Consider the following 26,364-nt stretch of genomic DNA (forward strand, 5'->3'; position numbering starts at 1 on the left):
TTAAATACAACATGAATCAAAATACCACAGATCAATTTTTTAAGAGTACAGTTTTAGGTCATCCATCAGGATTATTCGTTTTATTTTTCACAGAAATGTGGGAGCGATTTTCATTCTATGGAATGCGCGTTTTATTGATCAACTTCCTAACCATGGCAATCATTGGTGACAACGCAGGATGGGGTTGGTCCTCTGAAAATGCTGGTGCACTTTATGGAACTTATGCAATGCTACTTTATATTACACCTATTTTTGGTGGAATTATAGCTGATAAATACATTGGTTACCGATGGGCAGTGGTCGTTGGTGCTTTAATAATGACATTAGGACATGCCTCAATGGCTGTCGATTCTCCTACTATGCTTTATGTTGGTCTTGGATTATTAGTTATTGGAACAGGATTCTTTAAGCCAAATATTACTTCTATACTTTCTGAGATGTACAAAAACAATCCAGAAAAGAAGGATGGTGCTTATACTATCTTTTATATGGGTGTAAACGCTGGCGCCTTTTTTGGTATGATGCTTTGCGGTTATTTAGCTGAAAAAGTAGGTTGGCATTGGGGCTTTGGTTTAGCTGGTGTTTTCATGCTTTTGGGGACGTTACAATTTTGGTTGGCAAAACCATTATTTGGTGCAATTGGAGAAGTTCCAAACCGAGCGGAAGTTAAAAAAGCAGAAGAACTAGCAAAACAAAGTAATCTTGATGAAGATAGAAGAAATCCATTTACTTTAGTAGATAAGGTTTTAATCGTTATTACGACAGTTATTGGTTTGCTATATGCCTTTAATGATCCTTTATCTAAAATTGCAGATATTAATTTATTTCCTTTTAAGTTAGGTGCTTTAGATGGTCAGAATGTAATGATTATTGCTGCACTTGTATTCTTTTTAATTTTAGTTATTTCTAGATTAATGCGATATACTACTGTAATTAGACACAGAATGATTGCAGTAATTATCTTTGCTTTTTTCACTGTTTTCTTTTGGATGTCTTTTGAACAAGGTGCATCTTCATTAGTTATTTTTGCTAGAGATAGCGTTGATCGAACTTTAGAAGGAACTGCTTTAACGATTTTTAACGTAGTTAATACGCTATTAACTATTGTTCCATTACTAATCGTATCGTGGGTTTTAATATTACTAGGCAAACAAACTTGGAAAAAAATTCCTGGATCTAATGTAGTTTTAGCAATTTGTTTCTTAGGTGTTTGGTCAGTGGCAATATGGATGTTGTATAAGGAGTTTACTGCTACTTCTTCAGAGATTACGGTTTCTTGGTTTAGTATTCTAAATTCATTTTTTATAATTGCATTTGCATCTACAGTTTCTAAATTATGGGATAGTAAATACAATCCATCTGCAGCGTATAAATACGGTTTGGGTTTAATAATTATGGCAATTGGTTTTGGACTGTTAGCTTACGGAGCATACGGAATCAAAGAAGGAATTAAAGTATCGATGATTTGGTTAGTATTAGCGTACTTATTTCACACTTTGGGAGAATTATTCTTATCACCGGTTGGATTGTCTTACGTTAGTAAATTAGTTCCAGCGCGTATGATTGCTTTCATGTTTGGGATGTGGTATTTAGCAATAGCAATTGGAAATAAACTAGCGGCAGTATTGGGAGGACAAATTGACAACATTACTCAACAGTACAGTTTATCAACATTTTTCTTAATTTTTGCTATTGTTCCAGTTATTGCTGGGGTTTTAGTTATCGCTCTTAATCCGTTATTGAAAAGATTAATGCACGGTGTTCGATAAGCTTTAAAATTTTTATCAAATTCTTCGATCTCAAAAATAAAGTGATATCAATCACAAGTGCAATTAGATGGAAAATAACATAACAATAGATCAGATACAAAACTTTGAAGGAAAGTATCCTAAACAACTTTGGTATCTGTTTATAGTTGAAATGTGGGAGCGCTTTTGCTTTTACGGAATGCGCGGCGTTCTAACCTTTTTTATGGTGGACCAATTGCTATTGAAAGATGCAGCTGCCAACTTACAATATGGTGCAATTCAAGCTTTTGTTTATGCTTTTACATTTATTGGAGGAATTTTTGCCGACAAGATTTTAGGATTTAAAAAATCATTGTTTTTTGGAGGAATCGTAATGATAATAGGTAATCTATTAATTGCGTTTTCACCGCAAACCTTATTTTATTATGGTATTGCTTTCTCAATTATAGGAACTGGATTTTTCAAGCCTAATATTTCGTCTATGGTAGGTGAGTTGTATCATGAAAAAGATGGTAGACGTGATGCGGGTTATGGAATGTTTTATGCAGGAATCAATATTGGTGGTTTGTTTGGTGGTGCATTATGTATCTATTTAGGTAAATATCATTCTTGGACACTTTGCTTTCTTGCGGCGGCTATCGTGATGATTTTTGGACTAGTTACTTTCCTTTTTACCAAAAAACATTTAGGACCTATAGGTAATTCTCCGTTATTAAATCTATCAGCGACAAAAAGAAAAACACGTGAAATAGCGGTTTATATAGGTTCATTGTTAAGTATACCATTTATTTTTATAATGGTAAAAAATACAGATTACACGGATTATTTCATGTATACTATTGGAGTTATCGCAATTTCGTATTTTGCTTATGAGTTGCTTAGACTTGGCGAAGTTAAATTACAGAAAAAATTATTTGCAGCGTTTCTTTTCATCTTTTTTTACTTTCTCTTTAATGCTATTTACGAGCAAAGCGGAGGTTCATTATCGCTTTTTGCCAAGGATAATTTAAACAGTAATTTATTAGGATTTATCATAGATCCAAATGTTGTAAACAATAGTTCAAACACTTTATTTGTTGTTTTATTAAGCCCTCTTATTGGTTTGCTTTGGCTTTGGTTAGCCAAAAAGAAAATAGAACCGAATACATTAATAAAATTTGGTATCGGATTTTTATTTCTTTCTGCGTCTTTTTATTTATTTTACTACACTAAGTTTTTTGCAAATGCAGAAGGAATTACATCTTTAAATCTTTTCGCTTTCGCTTATTTTGTAACTACTATAGGAGAGCTGTGTTTGGGTCCTATAGGAATGTCAATAATAACCAAATTATCGCCGAAAAAATTATTTGGTATGATGATGGGGCTTTGGTTTTTAGCTAGTGCTTTTGGACAATTAGCTGCTGGAAAGTTGGGAGCCGCAATATCACAATCCAATAACGGAACGACTCTAATGTCAAAATTACAATCGTACACTGATGGCTATTATCAATTAGCTATTTATTCGTTAGTAGCTGGAGTAGTATTGATCGCTATTTCTCCACTTATTAAAAAATTAATGCAAGAAGTGAAGTAAATATTCATTTCGGCATTATATTTGAAAAGTTTAAAAATAAAATTATAAAATGAAAAAAACCATAATTGCATTATTATTGTTCGCCGGCTCATTTGCTGCAGAAGCACAAGAATTAGTTTGGGAAACCAATGTCACTAAAGCAATGGAGATTTCTAGCAAAACAAAGAAACCATTATTGCTGTTTTTTACAGGAAGTGACTGGTGCGGCTGGTGTATACGTTTGCAGAAAGAGGTTTTAAAAACGCCAGAATTTGCAAATTGGGCAAAAGAAAATGTAGTTCTTGTTGAGCTAGATTATCCAAGAAGAGCTCCACAAACCGCTGATATTAAAAAACAAAATAACGAATTGCAGCAAGCTTTTGGAATTCAAGGCTTTCCAACAATAGTTGTGGCTAATGCAACCACAAAAGATGGTAAGGTAAATTTCGAAGGTTTAGGAAGCACCGGCTATGTTGCAGGTGGTCCAGCCGCTTGGTTAGAAGTTGCCAACGGTTTTTTTAAGAAGTAAATAATTTTAGTTTAGTTTATAAAATCCCTTTTCAGCAGTGGCGTGAAAAGGGATTTTATATTTTATACAACTAGCTTTCCAGTTTTTCTGTATTGTTTTAAAGTTTGAAGCGTCTGCAATCACTAAACTTGGTTTCATGTTTTGTAATACACGATCTAAATTTACCTTACTAGACTGTGTAAGTATAAGAATATCTGAGTTTACAGTTCTAGGATAAATAGCAGAACTATCTATAATATAAACTCTTTTTCCATTGAAATAAATGTAGTTTTCAAGTTTGATTTTACGAGTTACGGAACTTAAGTTTCCAATTGCATAAGATTTTAGAATAATGTTTTTATCCGACATTTTTAAAATACTGTCAGTGGCATAAATTGTAATAGCATTGCTTCTTCTCTCTGCGATGAGAGTGCTTTTCTTACTATTGAAAACTATCAGCTCCTCTTCGTGTAAGGCATTGAGATAAATGGTAAAGTACGAGATTTGCATCATTAATAATGAAGCTGTCGCCAAAGCTAGTTTTGTAAATGTTGGTTTTTTAAACCAGATAATAATAGTAAAAACAACTAAGTATCCGGTGATTAATAAATAAAAGTGAAGTGGAATATCTTGAATGATAAATTGTTCCAAAGAAGCTATCGTATTTATTATTTTATTTAGATAATAAATACTCCATTCTAATAACTGTGATAGAAACAAGGGAAGCATGTTCACGGCGGCCAAAATCATAACTAATACGCCTAAGACCATAATTAAACTTAAAAATGGAATTATGATTAGATTAGTTACAAAGAAAAGACCTGGAAACTGATGGAAATAGTAAATGCTTAATGGTAAAGTTCCTATTTGTGCCGCAAAGGAAACGGTTAGTATATCCCAAACGTATTTAAATATCTTTGTTTTAGGATTGCAAAGCGTTTTTAGTAAAGGTTGTAACCAAATTATGAAAAACAAAGCAGTGTAACTGAGTTGGAATCCAACATCAAATAGAAAAGAAGGTTCAAAAAGTAAAATCAGTAATATAGAAACGAGTAAAGTATGATAAATATTTACACTTCGCCTTAAGTGAGTTCCTATCGCAACAAATGAAAACATTGTCACAGAACGAAGAACTGAAGGTGCTAAACCTGCAATTATTCCAAAAGTAGATAAAGAGACAAGAATAATGATTAGTTTAATAAAAGACCCTTTTCGTGTATTAGGAATGGGCTTTAGTAAGAAGGTTATAAAAAGTAGAATAAATCCAATATGCAAACCCGAAACGGATAGAATATGAACCGCTCCTGCGTACTGATAATCCCGAATTATCTCTGGCGCAATTTCTTGTTGCTGACCCATTATTAGTGCAACTGCTACATTTAGCTCTGTTTTATTAAAATTATTTTTTTCAAGATTACTGATGATTCGGGAACGTAATTTTGACGAATAATACCAGATGTTTTTATCTGTGTATGATCCTATTTTAATTTGGTTAACATCAGCGTATAGCTGTGCGTAGATTTGTTTATTCTCGAGATATCTACTGTAATTAAATTGATTTGGGTTTTGAGGAGTTTTGTTTTTAGTTAGTGTTCCCTCAACTCTTAAAGATGCTCCAACTTGCAGTGCAGGTGTTTTATCATCTTTTTGAATATTTAAAATTATTTTTCCTGTTTGTTCTTTTTCTCCAATGCAGTTAATTACCGCTATATATCGGTCGCTAAAGGCAGATTTTTTTAACTTTTCTCTTATTGTTAGATCTATCGAATGAGATTCGTCAAATGCTTTGCTATTATGGGTGTAATTCTTTTTTTGAAAGTGATCAGTATGAACTATTTGATTTGAAACGCCAACTATAAAGGAAAAAAAGTACGTCGCTAAACCAAAGTACAATGAGGTTTTATTTGAAGAAAAGAAATAGAGTAGTAAAAAAATAGCATTCGATAAAATAAGTGCTAGTAAAACATAAGGATTAGGAACGTGAATGTAAGTAGCAAAAAGCAATCCTAAAACAAATGCAATTGTTATTTTAGATAATGGGAATTTTAGTACTTTCATGAATCTAAAGTACACATTTTCAATAAGAAAGAATTTTTTATTTTAGTTTTTTTGTAACGCTAAAAAACTTTCTATTTTTAACACTTATATTTTATAATACTCTGTTGATTTGTACTAAAGCATTCCTGTAATACGCTTGTTTAGTTGACGAGATAATAACACCTTTTGAAGTGGAAGAGTGAATAAATTTAATTTCGTCTTCACTCACTTCGGTAATAATTCCAACGTGGTTAATTATTTTACTATTATCGGTTTTAAAGAAAATTAGATCTCCTTTTTGCGCTTGTTCCCGCTTTTGATTTAGAACTACACCTATTTTAGATTGTTCATACGAATTACGAGGTAACACTATATTTTCAGCATTAAAAACTGTGTACATTAAACCAGAGCAATCAAATCCAGATCTTGTAGTTCCTCCATATTTATACCTTACACCAATATTATCTGCGGCAAGATCAATTAAATGATCAGCCACTTTATCGGTTCTTCTATTTTCAGAACGACTGGATTTCTCTCTCTTTTCTCCTTTTTTAGAAGTAACTATTGGAGACGTAGATTTACAAGCTGTAAAAAAACTTGCTAAAAGTAGTAACAGTATAAAATTTTTCAAAAGAGTTTACTTTTTATTTATGAGCGTTAATTAGTGTCTTATTTCAAATCATCAAAAATAAGGGCAGCCGTTTTTTCACTTGCGCCAATTCCGCCCAACTGCTTTTCTAATAACGCATATTTTTCTAAAAGCGTATTGCGATAGCTAGGAGTTAATAGTTTTTGAAGTTCCTCTTTAATTCGCTTATGAGTACAATCCTCTTGAATTAGTTCCGTTACAACTTCCTCATCCATTATTAAATTTACTAATGAAATATATTTTAATGTGATGATTCGTTTGGCAATTTGGTACGAACCCCAACTCCCTTTATAACAAACCACTTCCGGCACTTTAAACAGTGCTGTTTCTAATGTCGCAGTTCCTGAAGTAACTAATGCTGCCGTCGAATTACGCAGCAAATCATAAGTTTTATTAGATATGAATTTTATATTATCTTGAGTGATAAAATTTTTGTAGAATTCGAAATCTTGACTTGGTGCTCCAGCAATTACAAATTGATAGTCTGGAAAATCATTAACTACGCTAAGCATAACCGAGAGCATTTTTGTAATTTCTTGTTTTCTGCTTCCAGGTAAAACAGCAATAATTGGCTTATCACTAAGTTTGTTTTCCGTTCTAAATGTAATTGCATCGACTTTTGGCTGATTGTTGATGGCATCAATAAGTGGATGTCCTACAAATTCTACTGGATACTGATGCTTTTCTTCGTAGAACTTTTTTTCGAAAGGTAAAATCACATACATTTTATCTACATCGCGCTTAATGTCACTGATTCTACTTTCTTTCCAAGCCCATATTTGTGGAGAAATATAGTAATGAGTTCGCATCCCTAATGCTTTTGCCCATTTTGCAATGCGTAAATTAAAACCAGGATAATCGATGAAAATTAGAACGTCAGGATTGAATTCTAAAATATCTTTTTTACATATTTTAATATTTCCAAGTATCGTTTTTAAGTTGAAAATAACTTCTACAAATCCCATAAAAGCTAATTCACGGTAATGCTTCACTAAAGTTCCGCCTACATTTTGCATTAAATCGCCACCCCAAAAGCGGATATCAGCAGACGAATCTTTTTTGTACAGTTCTTTCATTAAGTTAGAACCGTGTAAATCTCCTGATGCTTCACCTGCAATTATATAGTATTTCATTTTTTTACGATTTAGAATTTTCAATCCAAAACGAATTAAATTAGATGGAATTTAATTGTCTTAATTTGATATGCAAAGGTAAAGTAATATCCTTGTCTAAATAAATAAAGTAAGTATTGCCAGCAAAATCACTGATAACACTACACCACGTGCCATCATTTCTTTATTAAATTTCAATAGAATTCCAAAAACAATCAAGGTGAGAATAGTCCCAAGAGTACTTATTTTACCTAGATTTCCTTGGGATTTTAAGATTTGAATTCCCGCTAGAAAAGTAAAGTCAGTAAACAAGCTGATAAATAAATAAGATCCAACTACCGTAGCAGTAAATCCTATTATGAAGCCAATGAGTAAGTCTTTTTTATTCATTCCATTTCCATGTATTGAGGTTTTGTATAGTGTGGTGCGCTGTTAAATCAAATTGTACGGGAACCACTGAAATGTAATTGTGTTCTAATGCCCATTCATCGGTATCTTCTCCTTTATCTTGATTTACAAATTCTCCAGCAAGCCAGTAATAATCTCTTCCTTGCGGTGTTTTTCTTTTATCAAATTTCTCCATCCATCTGGCTTTCGCTTGACGGCAAATACGAATTCCTTTTATATCCTTTTCTTCAAGCTTTGGGAAATTAACATTTAGCACGACACCGTCTGGCAAGCCATTTTCTAATACTTCAGAAGCTATTTTTTTAATAAATGATTTTGTAGGTTCAAAGTTAGCATTCCAGTCAAAATCCATCAATGAAAATCCTATTGCAGGTATACCTTCAATTCCAGCTTCTACAGCGGCACTCATTGTACCAGAGTAAATAACGTTTATCGATGAATTAGAGCCGTGATTAATACCAGACACACATAAGTCAGGTTTGCGTTTTAAAATCTCATTCACCGCTAGTTTTACGCAGTCAACTGGCGTTCCTGAACAGCTATATTCAAGAATTGCATCACTGTCTTTTGAAATTTTATTTAAATACAAAGTGCTATTTGTTGTAATAGCATGTCCCATAGCGCTTTGTGGAGAATCCGGTGCAACGACTATGATTTCGCCAAGCTCTGCCATAACAGAAACAAGTGCTCGAAGTCCAGGTGCAGAAACACCGTCATCATTTGTTATTAGTATTAAAGGTCTTTGGTTTTTCATTGTAAATATGTTAAAAAGCAACGTTAATATGTGATTTTACTGATAAATATAGCCACGCAAATTGGCATTGTGTGAACAAAAGATAAAAATATGTTATCTTAAATCATTTCCAATAGTAAAAAAAGAAGTATTTTATATCTTTAACAAAAATTTATGCGCACTATGCTGCCGATGGCATGGTTTTTACCGTAAATTAGAATAAAAAATTCATGAATACTATTCTTAACTTTATGAAAAGAAATTATAAAATTATCCTTGTTGTCGTACTTATGTCGGTGACATTATTTGCTTTCAAAATGAATTCAACAAAAGCTAACGATCCAGAAAAGGATAAGTTGCTTTTAGAGTTGTTAACTTTTGTTATTGAAAAAGGACATTACAGTCCTGCGACAATTGATGATACATTTTCGAAAGGTATTTACAAAGACTATATAGATGCACTTGATCCTTCAAAAAGATTCTTTTTGCAAGCAGATATTGATGAATTTTCAAAATTTGAGCTGCAGTTAGATGATCAGTTGCTAAATAAAGATTTATCTTTTTTTAGTCTTACTTATGATCGTTTGATGAAAAGAATGGATGAAAGTGCTAAAATATATAAGGAAATTTTAAGTAAGCCATTCGACTATACTGTTGATGAAAGTTTCAATATTGATTATGAGAAGGCTCCTTATCCAAAAAACTTAGCAGAATTAAAAGACAGATGGCGTAAGCAGATTAAATTGACTACTCTTTCTTCGTTGACTGATAAGCAAAAGTTAGAGGAAGACAAGAAGAAAAATGATCCTAAATACGAGGCTAAATCTTTTGAAGCATTAGAAAAGGAAACGAGAGAAAGTTCCGCTAAATCTTTAGATGAGTATTTTGGTTTTATAAAAGACTTAAATCGAAATGATTGGTTTTCTGTATACGTAAATTCAATCACAGCTCGTTTTGACCCACATACAAACTATTTTGCGCCAGAGGAAAAAGAGCGTTTTGATGTTAGTATTAGTGGTAAGTTAGAAGGTATTGGAGCTCGTCTACAAAAGAAAAATGATTTTACTGAAATCACAGAACTTATATCTGGTGGACCAGCATGGAGAGGAAAACTTTTAGAAGCAGGTGACTTAATCATGAAAGTGGCTCAAGGTAAAAGTGAGGCAGTAGAAGTAGTGGGAATGCGTCTTGATGATGTTGTTAAAAAAATAAAAGGACCTAAAGGTTCTGAAGTTCGATTGACCGTTAAGAAAGTAGATGGAACTATTAAGGTTATTCCGATCATTAGAGACATCGTTGAAATTGAGGAAACATACGCAAAGTCAAGCGTTGTGAATAAAGACGGATTGAAATATGGGGTTATCTATTTGCCGAAATTCTATATTGATTTCGAAAATAAAGACGGTAGAGATGCTGGAAAAGATATCGCTATTGAAGTAGACCGATTGAAAAAAGCTGGTGTAGATGGAATCGTATTAGATGTTCGCGATGATGGTGGTGGATCTTTATCTACTGTTGTAGATATTGCCGGTTTATTTATTGAACAAGGGCCAATCGTCCAAATCAAATCAGCAGGTCGAAGAAAAGAAGTTCTATACGATAGAGATAAAAAGATTGAGTGGGATGGACCATTAGTGATCATGGTAAATAGTTTCTCTGCTTCAGCTTCAGAAATTTTAGCAGCTGCAATTCAAGATTATAAAAGAGGAATTATCATTGGTAGTAAACAAACTTATGGTAAAGGAACGGTACAAAATGTTATTGATTTAAACCAATTTGTTCGCAGTAGTTCTGCGGGTGACCTAGGAGCGGTTAAAACTACAACTCAAAAGTTCTATAGAATAAACGGAGGCTCAACCCAACTTGAAGGAGTAAGAAGTGATATCGTAATGCCAGATAGATATGCGTATTTAAAAATGGGTGAACGTGATATTAGTAACGCAATGCCATGGGATAAAATTGATAAGGCTGAGTATACAGAATGGAATAAAAATGCAAATTTTAATCAAGCAATTGCTAACAGTAAAAGTAGAATTAGTAGTAATCCGCAGTTCCAGTTAATTGAGGAAAACGCAAAATGGATTGATAGCAGAAGTAAAGAAAATGTATATAATTTAAACATCGATAAATTCAAAACGGCACAAACTGAAATTGAAGAGAAAGCTAAAAAATACAAACCAATCTTTGATTACAAGAATACATTGACATTTACATCTTTACCTTATGAGACAGACGTAATGAATAATGATGCTACTTTGAAAGAAAAAAGAGAAAGGTGGCATGAAGCATTAGCGAAAGATATATATGTTGAAGAAGCGCTTAATGTTTTAGATGATTTGCAATCCAAAACAATTACTAAAAAAGCGATTCCAGTTACTATTAAAAAAGAAAAATTAGTTAAATCTTAATAGATCATAAATCGGTAATTCATATAAAAATGCGCTCTGAAGGAAATTTTCTTTTGGAGCGTTTTTTTATACTTCACTTTATAAATGATATTTTACTTTTTATAAGTATCTTGTTTTCTTATTCAAACCAGAATAATCAATCTAAAATAGTATAATGAAGACAAACAGCTCGTTTATAATTTTATTATTTTCGTTGACGTGTTTTTATTCATGTAATAAAAACCAATCCAATGATAATGACACAACGATACAAACTGAAAAGTCTTTTGAAGGTGGAAGAGTAAATACTGATGACTATAATGATACGGCGATGACGGGTGGTAATTTTGACTTTTTACCAACTTCAACAACTAATCAAATTGTCAACCACAGTTATTATACACTTTCGTACAATGAAGAATTTGAGCAAGCAGAGTGGGTTGCATACGAATTAAAGAAGTCTCATGTGCAAAACAGTAATTTTAAAAGACCTTATTTTATAGAAGACTCGAAGGTTACAACCGGTTCTGCAGATTGGAAAAACTATAAAAACTCCGGCTACGATAAAGGACATCTTTGCCCAGCGGGTGATATGGCTTTCGATCAGAACGCATACAACGACACTTTCTTAACCTCAAATATTTCACCCCAAGATCATAAATTTAATGAAGGAGTCTGGAATAGATTAGAGCAAAAAGTACGTTATTGGGCTGTAAAATATGATGGTTTATATGTCGTTACGGGAGGTGTTTTAGAAAGCTCATTGCCAACAATAGGGAAGGAAAAAGTTTCAGTACCTAAATATTTCTATAAAGTACTAATGAGCACAGTTGGAAACAAATCTAAAATGATCGCGTTTTTAGTTCCAAACGAAAAAAGTGATAAGCCACTTTATGAATTTGTGGTGTCTGTTGATAGCATTGAAAAATTAACGGGAATAGATTTCTTCCCAAAATTAGAAGATAAAGTGGAAGATATACTAGAACGCAACACTGATTATAAAGATTGGAGTTTTAAATAGTAGGCAATATAATTTACCACTCATTCACTTTATTAGCATCCATTTTTATAAAGATAAACAGTAAGATCGTGAATCCCCAAAGTCCTGATCCTCCATAAGAGAAAAAGGGCAGTGGCACTCCAATTGTTGGGAATATACCAACAACCATCGCAATATTTACAAAAAAGTGTGTAAATAAAATTCCAGCGACACAATAACCGTAAACTCTACTAAATTTTGTTTTTTGCCTTTCAGCTAAATAGATTATTCTAAGAAATAAACCTGCAAAAAGTGCAATTACAACTAATGAACCAGCGAAACCCCACTCTTCACCTACAGTTGTGAAAATATAATCGGTATGTTGTTCCGGTACAAATCCACCTTTTGTTTGTGTTCCTTCAAGAAATCCTTTTCCAATCCAACCACCAGATCCGATTGCGATTTCTGATTGGTTTGTGTTATATCCTATTCCTTTCATGTCTACTGTTTTTCCTAAAAGGATGTTGAAACGGTCTCTATGATGCTGTTTGAATAAGTTGTCAAATACGTAGTCGACAGAAAAAACAAATGCAGTAATAAGCGCGAAAAGTATGCTACTTAAAACAATGTTTCGGTCGCCTAATCTAGATTTAAAATGGACGATGACTAAAACTGCAAGTCCTATTAGTATCACATATTGCGGTTCTAATACTAGTGTTAAGATAAATAACAGTACAGTCACAAAACCAGTTACTACATACCAAGCAGGTAAGCCTTCACGGTACAAAACAATTATAAAAATGCTATAGATTAACGCACTCCCAGGATCGGGCTGTGGCAAAATTAACATTACAGGTAATAGTATAATAGCGAGGGCTTGCCATTGTCGACTGACTTCTTTTAAATTTATTTGAGTGTCACTTAAATATTTTGCTAGCGCCAATGATGTTGCGGCTTTTGCAAATTCAGAAGGTTGTAATGTAAAACTACCTATTGCATACCAACAACGCTGTCCAGCAATTGTTTTTCCAAAGGCGAATAAGCCTACTAATGACAGTAAGGAGATTATAAAAATAATACTGGCATACTTTTCGTAAAATTTGCCATCAACTGATAGCACTACGAAAATCAAAGGAATGGTTAGAACAATAAATATCAATTGCTTCTGATACGTGTCCTCCATTGAAGACAAGGATGAAGAGTATATATTTAGCCAGCCCAAAATAACTAATAACGTATAAATTACTATACTTATCCAGTCAATATTGTTTGATACACTTTGGTTTTTCATCTGAATTATATCGCTTGTTTTTTCTCTTTTGTAGTATCAATTTTCACTTTAACTACTGGAATTGCTATTTTTTTGTTTAAAATCGAATCGCGAATTCTCATTTGTGCCTTTACTTTTGCAGAAAGCCCGCCTAGTTTAGCATATTCACTTTGTAAACTAGTCGCCAATATCTTTTTCTCTAAATCAATTCTTGTGATTTTTTGACGAAGGTATTTCTCAATCATTAAGCTGGCAATTGGTCCAGCTATCGCAGCTCCAAACCCTCCATTTTCAACCATTACAGCAATTGCTATTTTTGGATTGTCTTTTGGCGCGAAAGCTACAAATATGGAGTGATCTTTTAATTGTACTCTTTTACCTCCAATTTTTGCAAAATTTTCTGCTGTACCTGTTTTACCGCAAATGTCTATTCCTTCAACTTTAAGAGCTCTTGCAGTACCTAAGTTAAAAACGTCCGAAAGACCGCTTATAATTGGCTTAAAATGTTTTTTATCGATGGTAGTTACATGTTTTGTTGTAAACTTCTCATCTATTTTATGCTCTTCTATTTTTTTGATGATGTGAGGCGTGTAATAATAACCTTCATTAGCAATTGTCGCCATCATGTTTGCTAACTGAATTGGAGTCATTACTATTTCTCCCTGTCCGATAGCATTAGAAACGATAGTGGTAGATCTCCAACCTCCATTAGGATAGATTTTTTTATAAGTTTTCGAATCTGGGATTTTTCCTCTTTTACCTGTTGGTAAATCATACCCCATAAATTGACCTAGACCAAAGCTTTTTACGTGATTACTCCAAATATCTACTGCTTTAGCTGGATTATTGTATTTGTTTATGGTTAGCATAAAGGCTTGTGCAAAATAAGTATTGCAAGAATTATAAATCCCGTTATGTAATTGTTGGGCAGGTGGGTGCGCGTGACATTTCATAAATCTACCGCGTCCATAACTAAATCCATGGTTGCAATAGAAAGTTGTTTGTTCATTAATTACGCCTTCCTGCAACCCAATAAGTCCGGTTAAAATTTTAAACGGGGAACCTGGTGGATATTCGGCTAATAAGCCTCTGTCATAAAGTGGTTTTGCAATAGAGTCGCGATATAATTCAGTGTAATTTTTAGAGCGTTGTCTTCCCACTAATATTCCAGGATCATAAGATGGTGCTGTTACTAACGCTAGTATTTCACCTGAACTAGGTTCAATGGCAACAATTCCTCCTCTTTTGTTGAGCATTAATTCCTCTCCATATTTTTGTAGTTCAGCGTCAATAGTAAGATTGATGTCTTCACCTTGTACGGCGATAGTATCATACTTTCCATCCTTATACGAACCGATTTCGCGATTGTACTTGTCTTTTTGAACATATTTAACTCCTTTGACACCTCTCAAAAGGTCTTCATAGCTCTGTTCTACACCTTGTTGTCCTATTAAGTCACCGCTGTTATAGTACGGGTTTTTAGCAACTAATCTCTCATTAACTTGAGTGATGAATCCAAAAATATTAGCGCCAAAACCTACTTCGTAATCCCTCAACGAACGTTTTTGGAAATAAAAGCCTTCATATTTTCGAATTTTTTCTTGGAAAGCAGCAAATTCACTTTTGTTTAATTGCGATAAGAAAACGGAGGGAAGTCTAGGACTGTATACTTTAGCCTTTGCAATTTTTTGGATAAAGTCTTCTTTAGTGATGTTCAGTAATTGGCAAAACTCTAATGTGTCAGTTTTTTTTACCTCGCGAGGAATTACCATAATGTCATAAGACGCTTGATTAGCAACTAATAACTTTCCTTTTCGATCATATATATAGCCACGCTCTGGATATTCGTATTTTTTTTTGATAGCGTTATTCTCCGACTTTAATTTTAAAGTATCGTCAACAACCTGTAAGTAAAAAATTCGAATTAAAAGTAATGAAGTGGCAATGATAATTAAAGAAGGCAACAAGACTTTTCTCATCTTTTGTTAGGCTTAATAAGATATATGATAATAATACAAATTATGATGGTGAATACAGTACTTAATAATGTCGTTATTAAAGTATCTAATATATAGGTCAACTGGAAAGCCTCTAATAAAAATAAGGTAAAGTGATGTATAACAACTGATAGTAATATAAATGAAAATCGTTGTGGTGTTAAAACATCATTTAATTTTATTGTTTGATATTCATAACTTAGTCCAAAAGCAAACTTGAAAATGGATGGCCTAAAGTAAGCTAAAACTAAACAGGCTGTTGCATGCGTTCCTCCAGAATTACTAAATAAATCCATGATTATTCCAAGTAAAAAACTCGCCGCTATTAAACCAGATTTATTACCATTTACGGGATACAAGATTATAAACAAAATATATGGAAATGGACTTATGTAGCCCAAAAAGTTCATATTATTGAATATGATGATCTGAACGGCTAGTAATAGCAAAAAACGAAAAATATTGGCTAACAAGGCACTATTCATCTTTTAGTTTTTTTTCTAAATTAATAACTTCGTCGCGATCTTTTCTTTTGATAATATATACATGACCTAGATTTGTCATGTCATTAAAAAGTTTGATATCTAGTGTGTAAAAATTAGTTTGAGTATCTCTATAAATTTTAGCGATTGTTCCAATGTTAATGTTCTCAGGAAATATCACAGATTGTCCACCAGTAACAACTGTGTCTCCAACTTTGATTAATGCAAGTCTAGGAAGATCTGTTAGTTGGACAAAACCAGTGCTTTTACCATTCCAGTTTAATGAACCAAAATGATCAGACTTTTTAATCTTAGCGTTGATTTGAGTTCTTTTGTTTAATATACTTATTACAGTAGAATATCTTGGCGAGGTGTTTTCTATAATTCCAACAATACCTAAACTATTGACAACACCCATGTCAGATTTCACACCATCTAACTCACCAGAATTTAAAGTCAGGTAATTTTCGTAAACATTATAGGAGTTATGAATTACTTTTGAAACAATAATATCTTCCAGCTTTACGCCTTTTAAGCTATCAAGTTTTCTAGCTGAAGCAGTGTCTTTAGCGTTAAATAAAAGACTTTTTAGTTTAGCATTTTCAATAGCAAGAGCATCGTTTTGAGTTTTTAGATTCAAATACTCATTAAGATTACTCACTTTTTCATAAACTCCACCACTTAAAAAATTTGCTGAGCTTATAATCTTACTTCTGTGGAAAGAATGTGACTGTATCGTTAAGGACAACGATATAGTTAAAAGCAGCAAAAACAGTATTCTGTTACTGTTTTTAAAAATAAAATTAAATATTTGCTGCATTTTATGAAATTGAATATTTAAAAAAAAATCAAAAATGTAATTCTAAATTCTAATCGCTCCACTATCGAGGATTAGAATTTAGAATTTATCTTTTCGTTATTTTATAAGAATACTTTTAAATTTAGTAACGTTTTTAAGTGCCATTCCAGTTCCTCTTACAACTGCTCTTAATGGATCTTCCGCGATATATACTGGTAGATCTGTTTTTTGAGAAATTCTTTTATCAAGACCTCTCAACATTGATCCACCACCTGCAAGATAAATTCCAGTGTTGTAAATATCAGCAGCTAATTCTGGAGGAGTTTGCGATAATGTTTCCATTACTGCATCTTCAATACGTTGAATTGATTTGTCTAATGCTTTGGCAATTTCTCTATAAGAAACTTCAACTTGTTTAGGCTTACCAGTTAGTAAATCTCTACCTTGAACTGACATGTCCTCTGGAGGAGTTTCTAGATCTTCAATAGCAGCCCCAATTTGGATTTTTATCTTTTCAGCAGTACTTTCTCCAACAAAAAGGTTGTGTTGTGTACGCATGTAATAAACGATATCATTTGTAAAAACATCACCAGCAATTTTCACTGATTTGTCGCAAACAATCCCGCCTAATGCAATAACTGCAATTTCAGTTGTTCCACCACCTATGTCAACAATCATGTTCCCTTTAGGTTGCATAATATCAATTCCGATACCTATAGCCGCAGCCATTGGCTCATGAATTAAATATACTTCTTTACCGTTAACGCGTTCACAAGATTCTTTTACAGCTCTCATTTCCACTTCAGTAATACCAGAAGGGATACATACTATCATTCTTAACGCAGGAGTAAACATTCTTTTCTTCAATGCTGGTATGCTTTTGATAAACATACTAATCATTTTTTCTGAAGCATCAAAGTCAGCAATTACACCATCTTTCAAAGGCCTTATGGTCTTAATGTTTTCATGTGTTTTACCTTGCATCATGTTGGCTTCTTTACCAACAGCAATGATTTTACCCGAAACCCTATCACGAGCGACTATTGATGGGCTGTCAATTACAACTTTATCATTATGTATGATTAAAGTATTAGCGGTACCAAGGTCTATCGCAATATCCTCGGTCATGAAATCAAAAAATCCCATAAGTTTTTTAAGGGTTAAAATTTATAATAAATAATAGGATGCAAAGTTAAACAAATTAATGTTTGAAATGACGAGTTCCCGTAAATACCATTGCAACTTTATTTTCATTGCAATAATTAATACTTAGTTCATCTTTTATTGATCCTCCAGGCTGAATTACTGCTGTAATCCCTGCTTTTTTAGCTAATTCCACGCAATCTGGGAAAGGGAAAAAAGCATCACTTGCCATAGAAGCTCCATTCAAATCAAATCCGAAATTCTTTGCTTTTTCAATTGCTTGTAGCAATGCATCTACTCTTGAAGTTTGTCCTGTTCCAGAGGAAATAAGTGTTCCATTTTTTGCAAAAACAATCGTATTCGATTTAGTGTTTTTACATATTTTTGAAGCAAATATTAAATCTTTAATTTCTTGTTCAGTAGGTGCTGTTACTGTAACGGTTTTTAAAGCTTCTTTATTGTCAGTGATATTGTTTCTTTCTTGAATTAAAAGTCCATTTAGGCAAGTTCTTACTTGTTTATTAGGAAGTTCAACTTCATTTTGAATCAATATAATTCTGTTTTTCTTTTCTTCTAAAATTGCTTTAGCCTCGTCATCATAAGCAGGTGCTATAACTACTTCGCAAAATAATTTGTTTATTTCTGTAGCGGTTGCAACATCTATTTTAGTGTTCGAAATTAAAACTCCTCCAAAAGCTGAAGTTGGATCACAAGCTAAAGCGACGTTATAAGCCTCGCTAATAGTTGGTCTAGTTGCTAATCCACACGCGTTATTGTGTTTTAGTATTGCAAACGTTGGACCGTCGTTTTTAAATTCATTGATCAAGTTTACTGCAGCATCAACATCTAATAAATTGTTGTATGACAATTCTTTTCCATGTACTTTGTTAAACATTGCGTCAAATTCACCAAAGAAGTATCCTTTTTGATGTGGGTTCTCTCCGTATCTTAACACTTGTCCATCAGCGATGCTTTCTTTATAGATTGTTTCATCAGTATTGAAATAGTTAAAAATAGCACCATCGTAATGAGAAGAAACGTGAAAAGCTTTAGTTGCAAGAAGTTTTCTGTTTTCTAATGTTGTTGCTCCGTTTTGAGAAGTAATTAAATCAAGCAATAAACTATATTGATCTACTGAAGAAACAATTACAGTATCCTTGAAATTTTTTGCAGCAGCACGAATCAATGAAATTCCACCAATATCAATTTTTTCAATAATATCTGCTTCGCTTGCGCCAGAAGCAACTGTTTTTTCAAAAGGGTATAAATCAACAATTACTAAGTCAATTTGCGGGATGTCAAACTCTTTCATTTGTTGAACATCACTTTCATTATCCTGACGATTTAATATTCCACCAAAAACTTTCGGGTGTAAAGTTTTCACTCGGCCACCTAAAATAGAAGGGTAAGAAGTTACATCTTCAACAGGAATTACTGGAATTCCAAGATTTTTTATAAAATCCTCTGTTCCACCTGTAGAATAAAGTGTAACATTTTGACTGTTTAGTTGTCTTACTATAGGTTCTAATCCTTCTTTAGAAAATACAGAGATTAATGCTGATTGAATTGTTTTAGTAGTGCTCATTATGTAGTTATAGTTATAAAATGCAAAAATAGTTTTTTAATGTTAAAATAAAGGCATTTGAAAACGAGATAATTGTAATTTTTACTTCTATTTTATTGGTAGACATGAAATAGTAGCATCTGCTGATATTCAAAAAATATTTCATTAGGATTTTGACAATTATTTATGGAATTTTACTTTAACAAAAATAGATTGTATGCTAGTTTACCTTAGGTTATTAAAAGAGAGTTTTGGCTTTGCAATGAATGCATTGAAAAATAATAAATTAAGAACCTTACTTTCTTTGTTAGGAGTGACTATTGGAATTTTCTCCATCATTGCAGTTCTTGCTGCTGTTGATTCATTGGACAGAAAAATCACTAAAGACTTAAGCAGCTTAGATAAAAACACTATTTATTTGATGAAGTTTTCATTTGGTCCATCAGAGATTCCGCAATGGAAAAGAGAACAGTTTCCTAATGTTAAGTACGATGAGTACACGTACATGAAAGGAGCGATGACAAATACTGCCCAGATGGCTTACCAAATTTTTACGAGAAGAGAAGCAATTAAGTACGATTCCAAAACAGTAAGTGATGTAAAAATAATTCCTGTTTCTCACGAATTCATCGATATTCAAGGTATCGAATTTGAAAGCGGACGATTTTATAATGAATCTGAAGCTAATTCAGGAGCGACAGTAATTGTGTTAGGAAATGAAATAGCCAAATCTTTATTTGAAGGTTTTGATCCTATTGGAAAAAATGTTCGATTATATGGAAAACGATTTACAGTTATTGGAGTGATGAAAAAAGAGGGTTCAGGATTATTTGGAGATAGTAATGATACAGCTGCTTATATACCTGTAAATTTTGTTCGTCAATTATATGGCGATAATAATAATTCATTGACTAACGTTATTATTTTTAAGCCAGCTAAAGGCGCGGATATGGAAGCGTATCAAGGAGAAATTACTCAAAAGCTAAGAAGTTTTAGAGGTTTGAAAGCTGGAGAAATTGACAATTTTTTTATAAATGTTTTTTCGGGTTTTACAGATCTTATTGATGGTATTTTAGGACAGATGAATGTAGTGGGATGGATTATTAGTGGGTTTTCACTATTGGTAGGTGGATTCGGAATCGCCAATATTATGTTTGTTTCGGTAAAAGAGAGAACTAATTTAATAGGAATTCAAAAATCATTAGGAGCAAAAAATAGATTTATAATGTTTCAGTTTTTATTTGAAGCAGTAATATTATCAGTTATAGGTGGAGTTATTGGACTTTTACTAGTTTGGATTATTTCCGTGATTCTAACAAAAGCTTTAGATTTTGAGTTCGTATTAGGAGTAGGAAATATAGTTTTAGGAACAGGACTTGCAGCAGCAATTGGATTAATATCAGGTATTCTTCCAGCTATTGCAGCATCTAAACTCGATCCAGTTGAAGCTATTAGAACTGGAATGTAAATAGTTATTTCTAATTCACAACAATATCTAAGCAAAAAAAATAGCTTCCAAAATTTTAGAAGCTATTTTTTTTAAACACTATTGTTATACAAATTTATCTTATATCGTTGTTTTGAATCAAATCGATGTATAAGTTAATGTTGTCTTTTAATTGTTTTCTAGGTGTAATAAAATCTAAGAAACCGTGCTCTAATAAAAATTCAGCAGTTTGAAATCCTTCAGGTAAATCTTTTCCTGTAGTATCTCTAACAACTCGAGGTCCTGCAAATCCAATTAATGCTCCTGGCTCAGAAATATTGATATCTCCTAACATCGCATAAGAAGCTGTTGTTCCTCCAGTTGTTGGGTCAGTACAAAGTGAAATGTATGGTAGTTTAGCATCTGCTAACTGGGCTAGTTTAACAGATGTTTTAGCTAGCTGCATCAATGAATAAGCTGCTTCCATCATACGAGCTCCACCTGATTTTGAGATCATAACAAATGGAAGTTTGTTTTTAATTGCGTGATCAATTCCTCTAACGATTTTTTCTCCCACAACCGCACCCATTGATCCACCAATAAAGGCAAAATCCATACAGCAAATTACTAACTCTTTCCCTTTTGATTTACCAACTCCTGTGCGCACTGCATCTTTCAATTTGGTTTTTTCCATCACATCTTTCAAACGATCACCATATTTTTTTGTATCAACAAAATTTAAAGGATCTTTAGAAGTCATGTTTTTATCTAATTCAACAAACTCATTGTTGTCAAATAGGATTTGGAAATACTCGGCGCTTCCAATTCTAACGTGGAAACCATCTTCTGGACTTACAAATAGATTACGTGCAAGTTCATCGGCGTCAATAATTTTTCCCGTTGGAGATTTGTACCAAAGTCCTTTTGGAATATCCATTTTGTCCTCAGTAGCAGTCGTAATCCCTTTTTCTTTTCTTTTAAACCAAGCCATTTTTCTAGTATTCAGTGTTCAGTAATCAAATATTCAGTATTCAGTTTTTAATAATCAATCGTACTAACTGAAGATTAAAAACCGAATACTAAATACTATTTTTATAATGTATTCACATTGTTCAAGTCAGCAAATGCTTGTTCAAGTCTTGTGTTGAAAGTAACTTCACTTTCACGTACCCATTTTCTTGGATCGTAGTATTTTTTATTTGGTACATCAGCACCGTCTGGATTTCCAATTTGCGTTTTCAAGTAGTCAATATTTTTAACCATGTAATCACGAATACCTTCTGTGTATGCAAATTGCAAATCTGTGTCAATATTCATTTTAATTACACCGTAGCTAATACCTTCTCTAATTTCTTCTAAAGTAGAACCTGATCCACCATGAAAAACGAAATCAACTGGGTTATGGCCCGTTTTAAATTTAGTTTGAACAAAATCTTGCGAATTTTTTAAGATTTTTGGAGTCAACTTCACGTTTCCAGGTTTGTAAACTCCGTGCACGTTTCCAAAAGCAGCAGCAATTGTAAATCTTGGGCTAACTTTCAAAAGTTCTTCGTATGCGTAAGCCACTTCTTCTGGTTGTGTGTATAATTTTGAGCTATCTACATCTGAGTTATCCACACCGTCTTCTTCACCACCTGTAATACCAAGTTCGATTTCAAGAGTCATTCCCATTTTGCTCATTCTCTCTAAATAACCTTTGCAAATTTCGATGTTCTCTTCGATAGGCTCTTCAGATAAATCAATCATGTGGGAGGAGTAAAGCGGTTTTCCAGTTTTAGCAAAATGCGCTTCTGAAGCATCCAATAACCCGTCAATCCAAGGTAGTAATTTTTTTGCACAATGGTCAGTGTGCAAAATTACAGTTGCTCCGTAAGCTTCCGCTAGAGCATGAATATGTAAAGCACCAGCAATTCCACCGGCGATCGCAGCTTTTTCATTTGCATTAGAAAGTCCTTTTCCAGCATTAAATTGTGCTCCTCCGTTAGAAAATTGAATGATAACTGGAGCATTTAATTTTGCTGCAGTTTCAAGAACACCGTTGATTGTACTTGAGCCCGTAACGTTTACTGCTGGTAATGCAAAACCTTTTTCTTTTGCATAATTAAAGATTTCTTGAACTTGATCTCCTGTAGCTACGCCTGGTTTAATGTTGTGTGCCATTGTAAATTTTTTAGTTTTTTTTTAGTTTTTAGTCCTGCAAAAATAAGAATTAATTAGCACTAGAACGGATAATTTATTCCGAAATTTAAAACGGAGTTTGAAAAGTTGTATTCTCTAAACCATCTTCTGTTGGATTCATTGGCTGGATTGTATGTTTTAAATCCTAAGTCAAAACGAATTACAAAAAAACTTAAATCATATCGCAGTCCAAATCCAGAACCCAAGGCAATGTCTTTTAAATCTTTAAATCCTGTAAATGTTGATTTTTCATCAGTAACATTATCAAGGACATTCCAGATGTTTCCTGCGTCAGCAAAAACAGCTCCTTTTAAACTTCCCGCTACTTTAAATCTAAATTCACCGCTTAAGGCAATTTTCATATTAGCCTCATTAAAATCATCAAGACCACCACTACTTCCTGGTCCTAAACCGTAGGGTTGCCACGCTCTATTGTCATTCGATCCTCCAGAGAAGTAACTTCGTGAAAAAGGAATATAATTAGAATTACCAAAAGGTATAGCAATCCCAAAAAACGATCTAAATGCTAGTATTTTTTCTTTGGATAAATCCCAATGCTTTATATAATCAAATTCAGTTTTAATGTATTCTGAATATTCCAAATTAAAAATTTGGTAGTTACCGTTTATGCTTTTCTTTTGGTTAGTAGTTTTTGCGAATGCACTTAAAATTGTTCCTGCAGATTCTATTTTAGTTTTAAAAAGATAAAAATTATTATCTGTCAAATCTTTTTTTGTTGTTTTTGAAAAAGTAAAACTGGTCGCAAAAATAAAGTCATTTTCAGTTAGTCTAAGTCTTCGTTCTTCGATGCTTTTTACAGCTTCTAAATCTGCGTTTTCAAGTGGTTTTAAAAAGCTTCCTGTTCCATTTAAAACATCATTTGTAAATCCACGTGTTCCTCTTTCAATTGCTAGATTTTGGTCAGTAGGATTGTTGTAGTAAGAAGTATTTGTATTATAGGCTTTACTAATGTTATTTAGCGCTTTGTATGAAGATCCGTAAACATTGAAATAATTCCTAGGATTTAAGTTTCTAACGAACTGAGTGTTGAATAAATCAAATCGTGCTGTATTGTTTATTTTTGGTGTCCAATTATACGATAATCCTCCAGTAAAATTTTCTTTATCTAAACCTATATTTTGCTGTTTTGCAAAACCTATAGTTGCTAATGTGGACGGAATCATTCGCTTGGGTATGATTCTATCAGTATTGAAAGGCATTAGAATTCGCGGAATGTTTAGTTTTAAATCTAATCCGTATTCTAAAACGTTGAAGAAATTGTTTTTAGGATTTGCTAAATCTTTCGAGGATCCTACATTTCCACGTGCTGCCAATTCAAGCGTCTCTGCTCCGTTAAAGACATTTCGTATTGTTTCAGAAACGCTCAGTCCGATACCGAAGTCTTGAATATTAGAATGCGTGATATCTAATGTTGTTCCAAAACTATATTTTTTTCTGGGCGTTAAATATACTTTTGCAATCAATGACTGTGCGGTCGTATCTCTTTTATCAACTTCATACTGTATGGTAGGATAGTTGAAAATTTTCAGGTTGTTAAGATATCGAGTCGTTAATACGGTTCTAAAATCAGCATACATTCCACCTTTTGAGATGAAAATAGCATCAGTAATTGCTTTTGGTTTGTATTTTAATTTTTTCTGACTGTATAAATTAAAATTTTTATAAGTAGAGCTATCAGTAATCTTTAATGAATTACTACTAGGTGAGTAATCAGTGTAAATATTAACATCACTTATTTTATATAATTTAAAAGGTTCAGTTCTTGTCGAATCGCGATCTTGAAAAGAATAATTGTTAATCATCAAAGTGATATCTGCTTTATTCACTTTTTTGATTGTGTCGATATTAAATGTCACGTAATTAGGCTGAAAATAATAAGCACCATTATTTCTAAAATTAGTCGTAATACGGTTTCTCTCATCCTCAAAATCGTCAGTTTTGTATTGCTTCCCTGATTTTATGAACGTATTAAATTTATTCAACTGATACAATGAATCTAGTGCTGGAGTTGAAATAGACGCTTTTACCGAATCTAAAAAGAAGGCATTCCCTAATGTTATGTCATATTTAATTTTAGCTTTTTTAATGCCTACAGTATCTAATTTAAAGGCGGCATCAACATTAAAAAAACCATTGTTAAAGTAGTAATATTTTAGTCGTAATAAAGATTTTTTAGCTTTCTCTTGATCAATAATTACGGGTGGTTCCCCCGTTTTAATTAAAAAATCATGAATACCGTGATACCAAAAAGATTGACCAAGCCTATCAACTTGTTTTGCAGAAAGCCACTTCGATTTTCTCTCATACTTTCCTGGATTATTAGCGAACTTAGCTTGATAAGTGGAGTCAGGATTTAGATTCGCAAAATTATAAAGGTTCAAGCGAAGTCTGTAACCTAAAAAAGTACTATTAGGTTTTTGATACAACTGGTTAAAAACACCTTCCTCCTTAGTTTTCTTATCATTAACAGTAATTTGGTTCTTAGTTAGCAGTAATTTGCCATCTGGAACTCTTTTTACAGCGTTACATGCAGAAATTAGTATTGCAATTACAATAAATGCAGTTATTTTTGTGGAAGTCTTTTTCAAGTGTTCTAAAATATTTAATTCAAAAGTACATTATTTTATGGTTAGTAAAAACCAAATAAAGCTTATAACGAGTTTGCAGCAAAAAAAATATAGAAATGCCAATAAATTATTTTTTGCCGAGGGTGTAAAAGGGATTGAAGAGTTATTAGAATCAAATTTAGAATTGGAACATTTGTATACAACTCAAAATAATTTTGATACTGTTTCGAAGGAAAAGAAAACAATTATTTCTGAAAATGATTTAAAAAAAATCAGTGCATTAGCTACTCCAAATTCGTGTTTAGCTATTTTTAAAATGCCAGAAGAAAAACTCATTATTGAAAATGGTTTAATTCTAGTATTAGATTCGATTAGAGATCCGGGTAATTTAGGTACTATTTTGCGTTTGTGCGATTGGTTTGGAATACAGCAAGTGCTTTGTTCAAAGGAGACTGTTGATCTTTTTAATCCAAAAGCAGTACAAGCCACTATGGGTTCGATAGCAAGAGTTAATTTGAATTATATCGATTTAAATAAGTTTCTACAACAAACTAAACTTCCTATTTACGGAACATTCATGGATGGTGAGAATATTTACAAATCTCATCTGCCACAAGATGGAATAATAATAATGGGGAATGAAGCTAATGGAATCTCTGAAGAGCTTGAAAAATTAGTTCAAAATCGCATCACAATTCCTCGTTTTGGTGACATTCAAAAAACGGAAAGTTTAAATGTAGCGACTGCAACTGCAATTGTTTTGAGCGAATTCCGTAAAGGATAATTTGCACTGCAAAAATAAAT

At 32.8% G+C, this 26,364-nt stretch carries 21 protein-coding genes; 7 read left to right on the forward strand and 14 right to left on the reverse strand.

Annotated features, from left to right (window positions below; genetic code table 11):
- Positions 1-11: 11 nt before the first annotated feature.
- From BC961_RS06300 to BC961_RS06310, 3 genes are all read left to right on the forward strand, one after another.
- A complete protein-coding gene (locus BC961_RS06300; protein ID WP_121924997.1) occupies positions 12-1,769 on the forward strand; it encodes a peptide MFS transporter in 1,758 nt (585 codons plus the stop codon).
- Between the two features lie 67 nt (positions 1,770-1,836).
- Positions 1,837-3,321, forward strand: a complete 1,485-nt coding sequence (locus BC961_RS06305) for a peptide MFS transporter (protein ID WP_121924998.1) — start codon at positions 1,837-1,839, stop codon at positions 3,319-3,321.
- Positions 3,322-3,370: 49 nt separating this feature from the next.
- The gene (locus BC961_RS06310; RefSeq protein WP_121924999.1) at positions 3,371-3,829 is read left to right on the forward strand and encodes a thioredoxin family protein; all 459 of its coding nucleotides are present in this window, start codon (positions 3,371-3,373) and stop codon (positions 3,827-3,829) included.
- 6 nt (positions 3,830-3,835) lie between these two features.
- Here BC961_RS06310 and BC961_RS06315 read toward each other — a convergent pair whose 3' ends face one another.
- The 5 genes from BC961_RS06315 to surE all read right to left on the reverse strand — a co-directional run bounded on the left by BC961_RS06315 (position 3,836) and on the right by surE (position 8,768).
- Positions 3,836-5,866, reverse strand: coding sequence for a ComEC/Rec2 family competence protein (locus BC961_RS06315; protein WP_121925000.1), 2,031 nt, complete (start codon positions 5,864-5,866; stop codon positions 3,836-3,838).
- Positions 5,867-5,957: 91 nt separating this feature from the next.
- Positions 5,958-6,476 (reverse strand): C40 family peptidase, encoded by a 519-nt coding sequence (locus BC961_RS06320; RefSeq protein WP_121925001.1) that lies wholly within the window; start codon positions 6,474-6,476, stop codon positions 5,958-5,960.
- Positions 6,477-6,514: 38 nt separating this feature from the next.
- Complete coding sequence (gene lpxB, locus BC961_RS06325) at positions 6,515-7,627, reverse strand: lipid-A-disaccharide synthase (RefSeq protein ID WP_121925002.1); 1,113 nt, start codon at positions 7,625-7,627, stop codon at positions 6,515-6,517.
- Positions 7,628-7,723: 96 nt separating this feature from the next.
- Positions 7,724-7,996, reverse strand: a complete 273-nt coding sequence (locus BC961_RS06330; protein WP_121925003.1) for a hypothetical protein — start codon at positions 7,994-7,996, stop codon at positions 7,724-7,726.
- Positions 7,989-8,768: a 5'/3'-nucleotidase SurE gene (gene surE, locus BC961_RS06335; RefSeq protein WP_121925004.1), complete on the reverse strand. Its 780-nt coding sequence runs from the start codon at positions 8,766-8,768 to the stop codon at positions 7,989-7,991. Before surE ends, BC961_RS06330 begins: the two co-directional genes overlap by 8 nt.
- Before the next feature lie 209 nt (positions 8,769-8,977).
- On the opposite strand from surE, the gene BC961_RS06340 reads away from it, so the two are divergent.
- Both BC961_RS06340 and BC961_RS06345 read left to right on the forward strand, forming a co-directional pair.
- Complete coding sequence (locus tag BC961_RS06340) at positions 8,978-11,155, forward strand: carboxy terminal-processing peptidase (protein WP_121925005.1); 2,178 nt, start codon at positions 8,978-8,980, stop codon at positions 11,153-11,155.
- A 154-nt stretch (positions 11,156-11,309) separates the two neighbouring features.
- Positions 11,310-12,155 (forward strand): DNA/RNA non-specific endonuclease, encoded by an 846-nt coding sequence (locus BC961_RS06345; RefSeq protein WP_121925006.1) that lies wholly within the window; start codon positions 11,310-11,312, stop codon positions 12,153-12,155.
- Positions 12,156-12,168: 13 nt separating this feature from the next.
- Here BC961_RS06345 and rodA read toward each other — a convergent pair whose 3' ends face one another.
- The 6 genes from rodA to purH all read right to left on the reverse strand — a co-directional run bounded on the left by rodA (position 12,169) and on the right by purH (position 19,389).
- On the reverse strand, positions 12,169-13,404 hold the full coding sequence (gene rodA / locus BC961_RS06350) for a rod shape-determining protein RodA (protein ID WP_121925007.1): 1,236 nt from the start codon (positions 13,402-13,404) through the stop codon (positions 12,169-12,171).
- A gap of 5 nt (positions 13,405-13,409) precedes the next feature.
- Positions 13,410-15,362 (reverse strand): penicillin-binding protein 2, encoded by a 1,953-nt coding sequence (mrdA, locus tag BC961_RS06355; protein ID WP_121925008.1) that lies wholly within the window; start codon positions 15,360-15,362, stop codon positions 13,410-13,412.
- Positions 15,359-15,865, reverse strand: a complete 507-nt coding sequence (gene mreD / locus BC961_RS06360) for a rod shape-determining protein MreD (protein ID WP_121925009.1) — start codon at positions 15,863-15,865, stop codon at positions 15,359-15,361. Before mreD ends, mrdA begins: the two co-directional genes overlap by 4 nt.
- Complete coding sequence (gene mreC, locus BC961_RS06365) at positions 15,858-16,682, reverse strand: rod shape-determining protein MreC (protein ID WP_121925010.1); 825 nt, start codon at positions 16,680-16,682, stop codon at positions 15,858-15,860. The genes mreD and mreC overlap by 8 nt, the downstream gene beginning before the upstream one ends.
- Positions 16,683-16,778: 96 nt before the next feature.
- Positions 16,779-17,807 (reverse strand): rod shape-determining protein, encoded by a 1,029-nt coding sequence (locus BC961_RS06370; protein WP_121925011.1) that lies wholly within the window; start codon positions 17,805-17,807, stop codon positions 16,779-16,781.
- 55 nt (positions 17,808-17,862) lie between these two features.
- On the reverse strand, positions 17,863-19,389 hold the full coding sequence (purH, locus tag BC961_RS06375) for a bifunctional phosphoribosylaminoimidazolecarboxamide formyltransferase/IMP cyclohydrolase (protein ID WP_121925012.1): 1,527 nt from the start codon (positions 19,387-19,389) through the stop codon (positions 17,863-17,865).
- Positions 19,390-19,585: 196 nt separating this feature from the next.
- On the opposite strand from purH, the gene BC961_RS06380 reads away from it, so the two are divergent.
- Complete coding sequence (locus BC961_RS06380; protein ID WP_121925013.1) at positions 19,586-20,836, forward strand: ABC transporter permease; 1,251 nt, start codon at positions 19,586-19,588, stop codon at positions 20,834-20,836.
- A gap of 94 nt (positions 20,837-20,930) precedes the next feature.
- Here BC961_RS06380 and accD read toward each other — a convergent pair whose 3' ends face one another.
- The 3 genes from accD to tamL all read right to left on the reverse strand — a co-directional run bounded on the left by accD (position 20,931) and on the right by tamL (position 25,581).
- Positions 20,931-21,785 (reverse strand): acetyl-CoA carboxylase, carboxyltransferase subunit beta, encoded by an 855-nt coding sequence (gene accD / locus BC961_RS06385; protein WP_121925014.1) that lies wholly within the window; start codon positions 21,783-21,785, stop codon positions 20,931-20,933.
- A 101-nt stretch (positions 21,786-21,886) separates the two neighbouring features.
- Positions 21,887-22,954 carry a class II fructose-bisphosphate aldolase gene (gene fbaA, locus BC961_RS06390; RefSeq protein WP_121925015.1) on the reverse strand — a complete coding sequence of 356 codons (1,068 nt, stop codon included), beginning with the start codon at positions 22,952-22,954 and terminating at the stop codon, positions 21,887-21,889.
- A gap of 59 nt (positions 22,955-23,013) precedes the next feature.
- A complete protein-coding gene (gene tamL / locus BC961_RS06395; protein WP_121925016.1) occupies positions 23,014-25,581 on the reverse strand; it encodes a translocation and assembly module lipoprotein TamL in 2,568 nt (855 codons plus the stop codon).
- A 37-nt stretch (positions 25,582-25,618) separates the two neighbouring features.
- On the opposite strand from tamL, the gene BC961_RS06400 reads away from it, so the two are divergent.
- Complete coding sequence (locus BC961_RS06400; protein WP_121925111.1) at positions 25,619-26,344, forward strand: RNA methyltransferase; 726 nt, start codon at positions 25,619-25,621, stop codon at positions 26,342-26,344.
- The last annotated feature ends 20 nt before the right edge of the window (positions 26,345-26,364 follow it).

Source organism: Flavobacterium weaverense (assembly GCF_003688495.1).
In the GTDB taxonomy this organism is placed as follows: Bacteria; Bacteroidota; Bacteroidia; order Flavobacteriales; family Flavobacteriaceae; genus Flavobacterium; species Flavobacterium weaverense.

Bases quoted from the DNA above. Each gene is read 5' to 3' on its own strand.
- BC961_RS06300 (WP_121924997.1), top strand. From the start codon at position 12: ATGAATCAAAATACCACAGATCAATTTTTTAAGAGTACAGTTTTAGGT.
- BC961_RS06305 (WP_121924998.1), top strand. From the start codon at position 1,837: ATGGAAAATAACATAACAATAGATCAGATACAAAACTTTGAAGGAAAG.
- BC961_RS06310 (WP_121924999.1), top strand. From the start codon at position 3,371: ATGAAAAAAACCATAATTGCATTATTATTGTTCGCCGGCTCATTTGCT.
- BC961_RS06315 (WP_121925000.1), bottom strand. From the start codon at position 5,866: ATGAAAGTACTAAAATTCCCATTATCTAAAATAACAATTGCATTTGTT.
- lpxB (WP_121925002.1), bottom strand. From the start codon at position 7,627: ATGAAATACTATATAATTGCAGGTGAAGCATCAGGAGATTTACACGGT.
- BC961_RS06330 (WP_121925003.1), bottom strand. From the start codon at position 7,996: ATGAATAAAAAAGACTTACTCATTGGCTTCATAATAGGATTTACTGCT.
- surE (WP_121925004.1), bottom strand. From the start codon at position 8,768: ATGAAAAACCAAAGACCTTTAATACTAATAACAAATGATGACGGTGTT.
- BC961_RS06340 (WP_121925005.1), top strand. From the start codon at position 8,978: ATGAATACTATTCTTAACTTTATGAAAAGAAATTATAAAATTATCCTT.
- BC961_RS06345 (WP_121925006.1), top strand. From the start codon at position 11,310: ATGAAGACAAACAGCTCGTTTATAATTTTATTATTTTCGTTGACGTGT.
- rodA (WP_121925007.1), bottom strand. From the start codon at position 13,404: ATGAAAAACCAAAGTGTATCAAACAATATTGACTGGATAAGTATAGTA.
- mrdA (WP_121925008.1), bottom strand. From the start codon at position 15,362: ATGAGAAAAGTCTTGTTGCCTTCTTTAATTATCATTGCCACTTCATTA.
- mreD (WP_121925009.1), bottom strand. From the start codon at position 15,865: ATGAATAGTGCCTTGTTAGCCAATATTTTTCGTTTTTTGCTATTACTA.
- mreC (WP_121925010.1), bottom strand. From the start codon at position 16,682: ATGCAGCAAATATTTAATTTTATTTTTAAAAACAGTAACAGAATACTG.
- BC961_RS06370 (WP_121925011.1), bottom strand. From the start codon at position 17,807: ATGGGATTTTTTGATTTCATGACCGAGGATATTGCGATAGACCTTGGT.
- purH (WP_121925012.1), bottom strand. From the start codon at position 19,389: ATGAGCACTACTAAAACAATTCAATCAGCATTAATCTCTGTATTTTCT.
- BC961_RS06380 (WP_121925013.1), top strand. From the start codon at position 19,586: ATGCTAGTTTACCTTAGGTTATTAAAAGAGAGTTTTGGCTTTGCAATG.
- accD (WP_121925014.1), bottom strand. From the start codon at position 21,785: ATGGCTTGGTTTAAAAGAAAAGAAAAAGGGATTACGACTGCTACTGAG.
- fbaA (WP_121925015.1), bottom strand. From the start codon at position 22,954: ATGGCACACAACATTAAACCAGGCGTAGCTACAGGAGATCAAGTTCAA.
- BC961_RS06400 (WP_121925111.1), top strand. From the start codon at position 25,619: ATGGTTAGTAAAAACCAAATAAAGCTTATAACGAGTTTGCAGCAAAAA.